Source organism: Caballeronia sp. ATUFL_M2_KS44, assembly GCF_023630965.1.
GTDB classification, from domain to species: domain Bacteria; phylum Pseudomonadota; class Gammaproteobacteria; order Burkholderiales; family Burkholderiaceae; genus Caballeronia; species Caballeronia concitans.
Map to the genome: position 1 here is coordinate 84508 of NZ_JALQEA010000028.1, position 12590 is coordinate 97097.

The window sequence follows — 12590 nt, forward strand, 5'->3', positions numbered from 1 at the left end:
GGACATCCGAAAAATGGTTATCCGCGTTTTCCCTTATATTTGTCATTAAATCTCATATCAATCAGAAGCTTATATGTCGATGAAGTCGCCCTTAAGCTGTGAGACAGCGTCTCGGGAAAAACCCTACGCGACCCAAGCGATACCTCGGACATATAATCGTTTTGTGGATAACATGGCCCGAGGTTGCACAGAAGGGGCCTAACGGAGACTGAAGTGGACTCGCGACTGATTGAGTATTTCTTGCGAGTTGCCGAGCTTGGAAGCATCAACAAAGCGGCGACCGACCTTAGGCTTTCGCAGCCAGCGCTCTCGAGGCACATCGCACTCCTTGAGCATCAGGTTCGCGCCAAGCTATTCACCCGTACGCAAGGCGGAGTCATGCTCACGGACGCAGGGACCCTGTTGCTGGAACGGGCGCGTCCGATACTCCGACAACTAACAAAGTTGGTCGAGCAGGTCGGTGACCGCGCAGCGGGGCAACTCTCCATCGGCATGGCACCCTCCTGGCGTTACCTCTTCACGTCGCAATACATCCCGCGATTGGTTGCCGAATACCCAGGCGTGTCCTTGCGTGTTCACGAAGGCGCAAGTCACGAGTTGCGCGAAGTGATGCACTCCGGGATGTTGGACCTCGCCATCGTTCCATTCGAGGGCTCGCCTCCTCAGGGGTACATCCACACACCGCTCATCCGGGAACCGCTCATCCTGGTCGGGAAGAAAGACTGCGGATTGCATCCCGATAAGCCCGTCGCACTATCAAAGCTGGATAACTTGAACCTGGCACTTCCTGGGAAGCCAAACGTTATACGCTCGACGATTGAGAATTCCATGTCGCGACGGGGATTCGAATTCAAGACTCTTTTCGAAGTCGACGCCATGCACCTGTCAATGGAGCTCGCGCGCCAAGGGCTTGTTGATACTGTGACCCCGTGTTGCGCGGTGAGCGGTAATGCGCAGTGGGAGGAATCCGTCTCCTGGACCCCCATTCGCGGCGCATATATGACATGGGCTCTCTGCGAGAACACGGCACGCTCGCATTCGCAAGCCGTGCGTGAAGGGCAAAGGCTCGTGTTTCAATTGGTCGACGAGATTGTGGAGAGCGGAATCTGGCTGGGAGCAGAGCGACTGAGAAAATCAGCAGAGCCCACCGCTGTTGAACTTTACGAAGAAGCTTGAATTTGGACTTCAAGCGACTACTCGACACTTATAAAGTGTTGAGTAGTCGCACCAATCATCAAAAGAGCGTTCGCATACCAAGACGGAGAACAGTTTGGTTCTGACTGCTCGATGTCGCAAACGTACCGTTGACTGAGGCCACGGCTCCGCCACCGCTCGCGCGTTGAAAGATGGCGTTGACATAAACGTCGGTTCGCTTCGAGAGCAAGTAGTCGAGCGTCAGGCCAGCCTGATTCGAGTGGCTGTTGTCCACCTGTTCGTTGCCTTTCGCATAAATGTAGTTTGCGTAAAGAAACAGGTCCGGCGCGAACGTAATCAAGCCGCCCGCCTCGTAGCTGTCGACGTGGCCGTTAGTCAGCGTGTTTTTTGTGTTTGTGTACAGCACATCGAGCGCCACCATTCCAAAGTCGTAGCGCCCACCGAAGCCGAAGTTGCGAATACCTGAATGGCCGTCGTCGATGCCATCCTCCTTCGAGTAAGTATATGCGGCATTCAGGCGTAAGGGTCCGTTGTTGTAGTTGGCCCCGAAGCTCATCAGGTTATTACTACCAGTTTGGCCGGCCAGATTGCTGAAGCCGTACATGGCGCCGAAATCAATGCCGGCATAGGTCTTGGACGTGAACTTGATGGCGTTGGGCGTGGCCTCGCCGCCGGCGATTCGGGTGTAGTCGAACGTGCCGAGAGGGGCGCCTAACTTAGCGAATGGACCGCCTGGCAATTGATAAAGGCTGACGAACGGAATTTGGTGGCCCCAGCGCGCAATCGATAGGTTATCGAACATGTAATCGAATTGCCGGCCCAAGGTCAGTGTGCCAAACGGAGATGCCAATCCAACATATGACTCTCGCCCCGTGAAGGCGCCTCCATTCTGCTTACCTGTGTTGATGTCCGGCTGAGAATCCAAGACGAAGAACGCCTGATAGCCACCGCCGAGGTCTTCCGTTCCTCTCAAACCAAGCAAGTTAGGCGCTTGAATTCCTGAGGCCATCTGTACAAGTGAATGGCCACCTGCGTTGCTGACGTATGTCACACCTTCATCGAGAAGACCGAAGAGTGTGACGGAACTTTGAGCATATGACTGCAATGGCAGTACCGCGAGAGCGGATATAAGCAGTCTCTTATCCATGGTGCTTCCTTTTTTATGGGCACAAACGTGCCTTAGCCCGACTCATGAAGAGTGGGCATGTTCTGAGGTGTGTGTTTATGCGCAGCTACGCGCTGCGCTGAAATTGGGGGCCCAGACGCTTTCGCGCCTGGGCCGACAATTCAAGCTGCCGCTACGACGCAACGCCCAAGAGCACGAAGAGCATCGTGGCCGGCGAGGAGCTTGGGTTCCTCCACGCATGTCGTGTCGCTCGCTGCACTACGATGTCGCTCGTCTGGAGTTCTTTCGTTTGACCGTTATCCAGTTCGAGATGGATAGGGCCGGATAGAACGACCGCATAGTCAAGCGTCTGCGTTGTGTGCATGCCGGGATTTTCCACTTCAAACTTTTCGGCCAGACCAGGCAGCTTCGCCATTTGTTCTCGGTGCGCAGCCATGCCGTCGAAGCTGTCCGACATGAATACGCTGTCCGGCGGAAACGTCACGACCAGAGCTCGACTTCCGCCAGCAGTTGGCACCCAAGACTCCGGCCAGTTCCCTGTATCGGCAAAATCCGCAGCGGCTCGAAGGTCCGGGCCGTCCGTTGACCAGAGCATCGACACTTGGAAGCCAGGTATCGAGACGAACGAGGCGGACCACGGCGATGGTCCATCGCTCACGAAAGTCGAAGCACCACCTTCACCGCAACCGGTGACTACACGTCGAGTCATGGCAACCTCCGCGTTAAACGAGCGTCGGGTTGATGACGATGTTCGTGAAGCCGCCGTGTCGGTGATTCACCGCTTCCAGCGCTTCATTGATTTGTTCGAGGCGGAAGACCTCATGCTCGAATACGGAGAGGTCGAGCGTTCCGGAGTCCGCCATTGCTGCCATGTTCTCACCCTCAGCAGGCGTGAACCAGAGCGAACCGATGAGCGACTTTTGCTGGCACATCAACGGGAACGGTTCGAGCGGAATCGGGTCGGAGACGCCGCCGACCGACACCATCTTTCCGCCATGCTTCATCGCCTTGAACGAGTCGAGCACATTCGAGACCGGGGCCTGCGGGCCAAGACACTGGAGCACGACATCGGCACCAAAGCCATCGGTCGCTTCCATCACGACGTCATGGACGCTATGTTCCCCCAATGCAATCGGGTGAATGCGGTCGGGCGCGAGAGCCTTGAGTTGCGTGAGGAGCTCCTTGTTGCGCCCCGTCGCGAAGATGGTCCGCGCACCCATCGCGAGGGCGCAGAGCGTTCCGCCGAGACCGAGAGTACCGGTGGCGCCGTCGATAACGAGCGTCTGGCCTGCTTCCAGTGACGCTTTGCGAAGGCCAGCGTAGGCAGTTCCGATATACCCGAACCGTGCACCTTGTTCGAACGAAATCGACTCCGGCAATTGCACCAGGTTGGTGGCAGGGGCAATCAAATACTCGCCGAACCCACCGTACGGATAGTCCTCGAAGATACGTTGTGAGCCGGGACCAAAGCCAAAGTAGCCCTGAAAGGTGTATGCCGGACAGTTGGTATTGTCCCGACGACGGCACGCAGGGCAACTTCCGCAGGACAGCCCCGGGTTCACGTACACACGGTCGCCGGCTTTGACGCCCACGACGTGACTGCCGACCTTTTCGACGATGCCAGCAGCGTCGAGGCCATAGATGGCCGGCAGCTTAGGCAAAGGCAGGAAGGGAAACCACTCGGGGTAGTGCGCCACGACATTGTGAAGATTAGGAACTACGCCGCAGGCTTGAACTTTAACGAGAACGTCGGTCGGTCGTGGTTCAGGAACCGAAATTTCGTCGACCTGGAATTGCTCACCGACCTTGTGCAAACGCGCGGCACGCATCGTCTTCATGATTGTCTCCTTAGCAGTCAGCTAGACGTTATAAAAAAGCGGTCTTTATTTTGTTTGCTCCGCGCGGAGAGGCGTTGCCCATGGACCGAGGAGTCGCTAAGCAACGGTTTTAATGCCGGCGCAATCAATGCACGCGCCGTCTTCGGGAAGGCCCTTTCCGCGAGGCTGCTGAGGGAGTAAGTTACTGCACGGGATGGTTCGGCTGTTATGCAATCAGCCTATATACGTTATTCATAACGACGGTCTGATAGTGAAATCCATTAGTCGTCTACAGCGGGCTTATTGAAAGGAACAGCGGCGGCTGATTGAGTACGGTGCTAATCTACCTGTCAGACGATAAGTGTGCAGTGCAGCAGCGATGGTCCAAAGCGTTGCCATCGCATTTCCCCCGCCGAGTTTGCCGGAAACTGCAGTTGACGCCGGGCTCGAAGACCTATTGGGTGTCCGACTCCTCGAGCAGTTCCAACGACGGAATTTCGCAGTTCTATGCTTAATGCGGCTGACGCGTGTCGGTGCCTGCTGCTTAATCAAGTTGAACTACTCTCAATAAGTAGTGCGGCAGACGAACCAAGACCGAGTTGCGTGCGGCCGTGACGCGCACCAATTCGATGTGGATGCTTCAGCAAACCGCATCAGGAACGGCGCCGACGTTATTCCAGGCGCATCGGACCTTTGATGACCTCAACTGCAACTCTTATCGACATTGGCGTCAACTTGCATTCGAAGCAATTGGCAGGGCTTGCGGCTGAGCTCATCGAGCGAGCGAAGAGCGCGAACGTCGGAGCCATCTTGTCGACAGGCACGTCGCTTAAGTCCAGCCGGTCTGAGCTAGCTCTCGCACACCAGCACTCGGGATACATCTTTTCAACTGCAGGCGTGCATCCCCACTCGGCCGACGGTTGGAATGACGCTATTCGGGAAGAGTTGCTCGCAATACTGGCCGCCCCAGCATGTGTCGCAGTTGGCGAGACCGGGCTCGACTACAACCGCAACTTTTCAGCGCCAGCGAATCAGCGCCGCGCGTTCGCTGCTCAACTCGAGATGGCTGCGGATGTACGAAAGCCGCTCTTCCTGCATTGCCGAGACGCTTTCGACGACTCCTATGAGATGGTGAAAGAAGCGGTCGCCGCAGGGGCGCGTGGAGTCGTGCATTGCTTCACAGGCAGTCAAGACGAAGCCATGGCTTTCGCTGAACTAGGGCTCGACATTGGTGTTACTGGCTGGGTGACTGACCTGTCGCGTGGGCAGGCACTACGGGAAGCCGTGAAGTGCATTCCAATAGAACGGCTGCACCTTGAGACCGATGCGCCGTACCTGGGGCCGAAGAACGCGAAGAAGCGCCGACCATACAATGAGCCAGCGAACTTAGTGTGGGTCGCCCGCGCCGTCGCCGAGTTGCGCGGCATAGATGAATCGGAGGTGGCGCAGGCCTGCACGCGCAACAGTGCGCGCCTTTTTGGGCTTCTGAAAGTGACGTGACGGCTGGCTAGACAGCGCTTGTATCATCTTTCTCGACGTAATCAACTCCGAAGTGGCGCTCTCGGTGGCAATTTGGGCAGACCGCAATCGCATTCGACACTTCATCAACACCACCGTCGGCAAGCCTCGTGACGTGATGTACTTCAAGATATGGGCTCCCGTCCTTGCGGACGAACGGCGCCGGCGCGCCGCAGCTTTCACAGATTCCGTTCGCACGGAGTAGCACTTCCGCAATGACGTACGGACTGCGCTTGAAAACACGAGCCATGACGAGCAACTGCTCCGGGCGAGAAGGCGCATTGCGCAAACGCTCCCGTCGCACTTCAGCGGGTTCCGTCATTGCCGCCACAATCTGATTCGACAATTCAACAGCGTGGACATCAAACTGAACAACGTCCCGCAATTTCGCGAAGTATTCCTTGTGTACTCGATGGAGCCCAGGCTCGTTCCCCTTCGTTTTCGTCTTGAGATAGACGATATGTTCCATGAATGTTTCGAGCGCGGTCATCAGCGCTACTGGCCCTAGCTCTTCAATTTTTGTGAGGTTGAAGCGCCAGCCATCCGCCTGCAATGTATGTCTGAATCGTGTCCCCGACAAAAGCGCGAGGTGGCATTGCCAGTAGCCGTCAACAGTGCGCGAAGGAAGCCGGAACTCGGACATGAGCCGATGGCGAACTTCTGCGGCTGTTGAACGGCCTGCGAGCACCTCGCGTCCAGCTTGAAAGCCGGCTTGGAAGAGCTCGGGGGTGACGACTGAGGTCATAACGAGTTCGAGATATCCGGTGATGGCTACAGACCGTCCGGCCGCTTATTCTCAGAAAACCACGCAATACTCTCGGTGTACATCTGCAGGACTGCGGGGTCGGTCTCAATTTTCAGTCTGTCATTCAGAAAACCGAGCGTCTTCTGCTTGTCGGCCGAGAATTGGTACGCGAGCCACATGGCGTCCAGCGCATGCTGTCTGTCATGCATCCTCGCGAACGTCACTGCCAACGGCGCCCAGACACTCGTGCGCCTCGGATTTATCGTGAGCGCAACACCGGCAACGTTTATTGATTGCGCATAATTGCCTGCGACCGAGTAAGCGTACGACAGGTTGCTCTGAACCTCCTCGTCGCTGGGGTCCGCAGCCACGGCAGACGACAGAAGCCCGACCGCCTCGCCCGCGTTGTTTGCGTTTAGCGCTGCCAGCCCCGCTACGTTGAGTTTTCGCGCAGCGGCACGGTCCCCGCGCGCAGGCTTAGGCAGTGCCCCCAAAGATGCGGCTGCAGCCATTGCCGCCGGCAGGTTTTCTGCCCGCGCCGCAGTCATCATCTGGACTGCACAAGCACTAGCTGAAGTGCAGGTCGCGGAGAAGGCGGTCATGTTCACAGGTTGCGCCGCCGTGGCCGCAGCAACTGTGCTTGAAGCTGCAGAGTTACTTTGGCGCGAAAAACTCGGTGGGTCGTCTTTCTTCACCAAGACGTATTTGTTCTTCGCAAACTGGTAGACATGGTCCGCAACGTACGTCTTCTGGTCAGGAATCGAGTACGAGTAGACGACTTTGACGTCGTAATGATGTGGGTCCTTCCCCTTCAAGAACGTTGTTTCCGCTTCTACTGACTCGGTGTCTGACGCGCCGGTATCGTAGTCAGAAATCACACTCTCAAATTTTTTATCAGAGCCCTTCCGCATAAAGATGTCAGTCGACGCCGTCTGGTAGCCCTGATGCATGTCATGCCCTTTTACAACCAGAGCGAAACTGTCGTCACCAGCAGGCACCCACTTAAAGCCGTCACCCACACTACCCATTGCCCCCATGGACGCGACGAACGGGTCAGTGGACTCTACTTTCCAATCGGAGCCATTTTGGACGAATACAGCCAAACCGAGGAGGCCGGTACACGCATGGCAACCGCCGTCCGGCGGTACCGCGTTCGTCACGAAGAGCTTCTTCTGTTGCCCGCCCTCCGTAAAGTCGAAGGTCGCCATCGTGGTGACATTCATGGAGCCGTCTGCCGACAAGTTCAGATTCTGCGCCCAAGGCAGATTCTTCGGGACTGACACATCAGTCCACACGGCCGCCTTCTTCTGCTCGTCGTAGGAGCCGTAGAGTAATTCGAGCGCTGCGGGAGCGTTGAAGTCGCCGTGAATCGCGCGAGAAGCCAATGCGATGGTGCAAGCAGCAGTCATCAACTCGCTCATCCCGGGCTCGGACTTGGCAGCGACGCTCGTCTCGTTGCCCGGATATTCTTTGAGCGCAGTGCCATCGTCGCGGTACTGAGTGCCAACAAGGCGACGCGTGGTGTCGCGGCAGTTGGTCAGCGAATCAAACCGTGCGTATCCGCCTGCAAAGGTCTTCAGCGTATGGACCAAGTAGCCGCCATTAGCGCGCTTGATGTCATTGCCGTTGAACCACAACTGCGCGGCGTCTCCCGTCTGGGAGACCTGCGTGTAGCCTGGAAACGGTTGTGTCGCTGGCGCGGCGGCCGGCGTGGACGAATCCTTTCCGCAACCGGCGATGACCGCACACGCAAAAAGAGTCGCGAGCAGCGCCGGCTTGCGACCAAAACTGAGCGCTTGGGTCGCCATCACACTGGCTCCAAATGGCTCTCTTGGTCCGCGCGCGCCGGAGCACTTACACGAATCGAATTGCGCGTGTTCCGCTCGATAGCGAGTAGGACGAGCACCAAGCTGAACAATGCAATCAGGAGCAGTCCAGCCCCAAATCCAGCTGCCGCGAACTTGAGCGTTTCCCACTTTCTCACGCGAGCAACAGTCGCTTCATCGTAGCGTTCAGCTTTGACTTTCATGTACGCGTTGATTGCGTCCACCGGGTCGAGCTTGTTGGATTCGGCTGCTGACACGACCGTGCCCAACTCGTCGATGTATGCCTGGCGTTCATCTCTCGGCACCTTGTCCAGGTGGTTTCTGATGACCTGCGCGTTGCTACCCGAAACGTACTTCTGGAGTGAAAACGGAATGCGAAAACCGTAAAGCGGGCTGTCCTGAGGCTCTTGATTGGCTGGCGGTTGAGCACCTTGAGGTAGGCGCGGGGCATCAGCCACCGGCTCTGGCGGCTTTATCTGGTTGATGATTTCCGCAGGTGTTACCTTTGTCTGTACCTCATCATTCCACACGGACGCGCCGTAGATTGCTATACCGATGATGGCAAGCAAAAACACGCTGACGCATACCAGCGCGACTGCGCGGGTGATGTTGAAAAGAGCTTTGCGCTCAAAACCTTCGATTACGCTCATACCGGCCCCTTTTTATTAACGACGTTCGCCGTGACCATACGGCGGCTTATCCACCGGGATATCGACCGTCGCGAAAGGACCTTTAGGGGTGACTTACTGAAGAAACTGGGAATTGGCCGGGCGAGAAAGGTGCGAGCGTTGGCACCAGCCAGCGACCTGAAAAATCGGGGGCGTGTTGTACGTGACATTGAGGACGAGACGTGCAACTGGCGGTCGCTGAATGCACGCTGAGCCGATGGCTAGCCTCACACTCTACGTATATACAGAATAGGGTGATTCAGCCTTGCAGGTAAGGGCGATTTCTTATTCTTGGTTCGCTCGCGTACCGTGCGGTCGGGAGTTGCTCGACACATTTAGCAAAAAGACTCAAGGCCGTGCAAGTCGGAAAAGATTGACAGCCAGACTTAGGCCAACCATTCAGTCGCGAGTCCATGGTCGATTTGAGGATGTGCCGATATACAGGACGCTAAATGGAAAGCTGTGATAGCCGATGAACGGCAGTGGCGGCAAACCGTCAGGAGGCAAGCACAAGCCGCACAAGCCGCGCCAGGCTTTGTAAAAAGGACTTTCGTAAAAACGAGAATGACCGTTTTCGGCCTCATTCGTGATAAACGAGATGCTTCCAGACTGGTACGCAAGCGTCGGAACCTGAGCTCGCGACTGTTGCACTCGGCGCTGAACCAGACTGTGCTTGAATTTTTTTGCTTTCACGAGTTTTGACAGAAATTCCAAGCAGCTGGTCCAGTCTCCAGGAAACCCGACGCCATAATCTCGCCCCCAAGTAAAGTTGAAAAAGCGCTGGAGGACGTCGTCCATCGAGGCCTCGAATACGGCGCCGGTGCTTATTGGGTACGGTTGCGGACTTGAGGTATCTCTGCAAATGACCCAAGCACAATCTTGGCCCCATGGCACCGAGTCAAGAACAGAAATTTCCTTATTTGCAACGATGCCATATCTGGACTGCTGAGAAACGTGGCCGTTTGCAAAGTCGAGATTTCCGGTTGGTGGAGAAAATGCGCTGTACCGTGTTTTGAAGCTACCTGTCAAGCTAAACGGCGGCCAAGATGCGTACAGCTCAAACTGCCTTATCTCCCGTGGGTCCGTAATTGGACCTGTATTAGGCCGTTCTTTTGACTTTGCCTGAATTAAAAAGCCCTTCTTCGTACCGTTTCCTTTGTCATCCACATGTTCGCGAAGCAAGATGAGGTCGGCAAGTTCCGAGGTTCCTTCCACCTTCGCCGAATCAGTAAATTTTGCATATGGATTCTGATGGGCAAAGATACCCCTTACCACCAATGTGGTGTCCGCAGGAAGGGACCCTGCAAGCGACTGCGCTATCTGGTCAACCCTTCGCTGGGATAACAGCTCTTTCAAGAAAGCTGCGGCAAGTTCAGGCTCCTTAATTTCACCTGCACCCCTCGATGCATTCCAAGATGCATTGATTGCAGCTCTCAAATCGTCAACTAGCATTGTCATTATTCCAATCTATGTAGCGGCTTGCCAAGGGCCCGAGCATACCTTCGCACTATAAGTTTAGTATCGACTGATGTCAGGATTGGCCACCGTCGCTACCGCTTTCCTGCGGAGGTCGTAAGCCGGTGAGAAACGTCCGCAGAAGGTATCGCTCGTCATCGTTCAATGCATCGGCCTCAAGATGAGTCTCGATAGCATTTCCCATCGCGTTGGCGTCGTACAGTTCGACGTCAAGACCGCCTGAAAAGATGTATTCCGGTGGACCGCTCGAAACCCTGCGCCCAACCAGTCCTCTGACAACCCGAATGCTAAATGGCAGGTCAGCCTGCATTTGCTCGCTAAGCCACGTCTTTGCGTCGTCGTTCGAGGTCAAATGATGCCAAGCCAAGAGGAGACTCGAGAACGCCGATATGGAACGCAACGTTCTGTTATCACGTGCCTCGGCAATCTTGGCCAGCAACAAAACACCCAGCTCTCGCAGGCAATCGGTGTCAACAAACGGACGCTCGTGTTGGGGTGCTTCGGAGTCTAGCTCGCCCAACGCTTTCGCTGCATCAACATAGATGTCTGCGCAGAAAGCGACCGATGCACACTCTCTGAAAGCAGGCATCAGCAATTGCTCGGCTCTCTGCTGTCCCTGGCTGCGGAGAAGTTCCATGACGGCGAAATTAAGCAGAACACGCGGGGATGTCCGCATAACGTCTTCTGGCAGAGGCTCATTAAAAATTGCATCCGATGTCCGAAAGAGTCCGCCCAATAGGCTTGAGGTCAAGGTAGGCGGCGGTCGAACATCGAATCTATGCCGCACTTCTTCCAGCAACTCGAGAATCATAGGAGAGCCAGAGGCATCTTTCTTTGCGATGACGAACGAGATAATTTCAATCACCTTCTCAGCGGATACGCTGACAGATGTCACTTCATCGACGACGCGCTTCGAAATAGCGTTGATGCTCGGACTCAGGGAGAAGTAGGCGGCGTATCCAGCCTTGGTTGCAATGCCTCGCCGTGTCGCAGTCACCGAGTAGCGTTCGTTGAAGCTCAGGGCCCGGTTGCCAGAGAGCTGTGCCAAAGTCGGAAAAAGCGTCGACAGCAGGTCGAGGACCTGTTCGTATTCTGGCCGTGCTGAGATGGTTGCGCTGAAGCGGTCAAAAAAAGGCTGACGCGAGGCCGCGTCCCCGTACTGGAAGCGACCTTCATGAAACAAGAAGTCGCGATTCTCCTTTATCCACTGGAACACGGACGGGTCGAAGAGTCGCATGCCTTCCATCGCAAGAAGGTCTCCGGGGTCAATTTCCCCTTCAAGCGCAGGCCACGAAAACTTCAGTCCATTCGTAAGCAGGAGGACATCCCTTGGATTCACTATCCACCTGTGGACGCCGCTCGAAATGAGTTTGTACCAACGCAACTCGTCGGGAGCTGGTCCAGTCAGAAACTTGATTTCCCTGTCCAGCATTCTTAACAGCGAGTTCCTTGACGGCTGAGGCAGCTCGATTTCGTGTTGAATAATCTTCTCGGCATATCGAGGCCCCTCATCCGAATCCGCCTCGTCGAACGCATCTCGTAGTTTGCTACGGTCATACGCCAGTAGATAGACCACATTGGGGAGCTGGCCGACTGTCTTCACCATCTGCATGATGGACATCACTTCAGCTTTCGATAGCCGGTCGATGTCATCGATGGTCACAAGGAAGCGCTTATTCGATTCATTAAGCTGCTTTACCAAGGCGGCGTGCGCCGCTTGCAATGACGGCTCCTTCAAAAACTCGTCGAGCTTCGCCTTGAACGGGCGTTTAATGATGCTCACCGCACCCGTCGCGACTCCTCCGGTAACGCCAATGTCGGCCACCACCGCTAGCTTGGCTACCGCGTCAAGGACTGCATCACTTGACCCACTAAACGTTTTGGCGACTTTTCGGCGTAAACGCTTGAATTTGCTCTCTCTTGGTCCGAGAGATTCGGATAGCACTTTGAAGAATGCGACAACCAAGTCCTGATGTCCCGATACCATCCAAGGTCGGAAATCAATCCGGTGAACCTTCTCGGTCTCAGACTCTTCATTGAATTTGCTGAGAAATTCACACGTGAAGTTGAGGAGCGTAGATTTTCCGTGCCCCCACACCCCATTGACGCCGATGACATAGCCGTTTGGTGCCTTCATCGCGAATAAGACCTTCGCCAGCCGCTCGGCAAGCGGCGCTACTTCGAGGCTGTCTTCTTCCCACGGATTCTTTTTCGCTCTGTCGTCACCGAACTCGAGCCGATTTGGGTTCGCCATTCTGG

Annotated in this window: 10 protein-coding genes; 2 read left to right on the forward strand and 8 right to left on the reverse strand. The window is 55.7% G+C overall.

Annotated elements, in window-relative coordinates:
* The first annotated feature begins 213 nt into the window (after positions 1-213).
* Positions 214-1176, forward strand: coding sequence for a LysR family transcriptional regulator (locus tag NCR39_RS13025; RefSeq protein ID WP_250452538.1), 963 nt, complete (start codon positions 214-216; stop codon positions 1174-1176).
* 58 nt (positions 1177-1234) lie between these two features.
* Here the strand turns inward: NCR39_RS13025 and NCR39_RS13030 are convergent, their stop codons facing one another.
* The 3 genes from NCR39_RS13030 to NCR39_RS13040 all read right to left on the reverse strand — a co-directional run bounded on the left by NCR39_RS13030 (position 1235) and on the right by NCR39_RS13040 (position 4119).
* Positions 1235-2302: a porin gene (locus tag NCR39_RS13030; RefSeq protein WP_250452539.1), complete on the reverse strand. Its 1068-nt coding sequence runs from the start codon at positions 2300-2302 to the stop codon at positions 1235-1237.
* A gap of 151 nt (positions 2303-2453) precedes the next feature.
* Complete coding sequence (locus NCR39_RS13035) at positions 2454-2990, reverse strand: cupin domain-containing protein (protein WP_250452540.1); 537 nt, start codon at positions 2988-2990, stop codon at positions 2454-2456.
* A gap of 13 nt (positions 2991-3003) precedes the next feature.
* Positions 3004-4119: an alcohol dehydrogenase catalytic domain-containing protein gene (locus tag NCR39_RS13040; protein ID WP_250452541.1), complete on the reverse strand. Its 1116-nt coding sequence runs from the start codon at positions 4117-4119 to the stop codon at positions 3004-3006.
* Between the two features lie 675 nt (positions 4120-4794).
* Between NCR39_RS13040 and NCR39_RS13045 the strand changes: the two genes are divergently transcribed.
* On the forward strand, positions 4795-5598 hold the full coding sequence (locus tag NCR39_RS13045) for a TatD family hydrolase (protein ID WP_250452542.1): 804 nt from the start codon (positions 4795-4797) through the stop codon (positions 5596-5598).
* A 7-nt stretch (positions 5599-5605) separates the two neighbouring features.
* Here the strand turns inward: NCR39_RS13045 and NCR39_RS13050 are convergent, their stop codons facing one another.
* The 5 genes from NCR39_RS13050 to NCR39_RS13070 all read right to left on the reverse strand — a co-directional run bounded on the left by NCR39_RS13050 (position 5606) and on the right by NCR39_RS13070 (position 12585).
* Positions 5606-6361 carry an HNH endonuclease gene (locus tag NCR39_RS13050; RefSeq protein ID WP_250452543.1) on the reverse strand — a complete coding sequence of 252 codons (756 nt, stop codon included), beginning with the start codon at positions 6359-6361 and terminating at the stop codon, positions 5606-5608.
* Positions 6362-6387: 26 nt separating this feature from the next.
* Complete coding sequence (locus tag NCR39_RS13055) at positions 6388-8169, reverse strand: tetratricopeptide repeat protein (RefSeq protein ID WP_250452544.1); 1782 nt, start codon at positions 8167-8169, stop codon at positions 6388-6390.
* A complete protein-coding gene (locus NCR39_RS13060; RefSeq protein ID WP_250452545.1) occupies positions 8169-8837 on the reverse strand; it encodes a hypothetical protein in 669 nt (222 codons plus the stop codon). Before NCR39_RS13060 ends, NCR39_RS13055 begins: the two co-directional genes overlap by 1 nt.
* A gap of 417 nt (positions 8838-9254) precedes the next feature.
* Positions 9255-10307 carry a hypothetical protein gene (locus NCR39_RS13065; protein ID WP_250452546.1) on the reverse strand — a complete coding sequence of 351 codons (1053 nt, stop codon included), beginning with the start codon at positions 10305-10307 and terminating at the stop codon, positions 9255-9257.
* A 79-nt stretch (positions 10308-10386) separates the two neighbouring features.
* Complete coding sequence (locus NCR39_RS13070) at positions 10387-12585, reverse strand: KAP family P-loop NTPase fold protein (protein ID WP_250452547.1); 2199 nt, start codon at positions 12583-12585, stop codon at positions 10387-10389.
* Between the last annotated feature and the right edge of the window lie 5 nt (positions 12586-12590).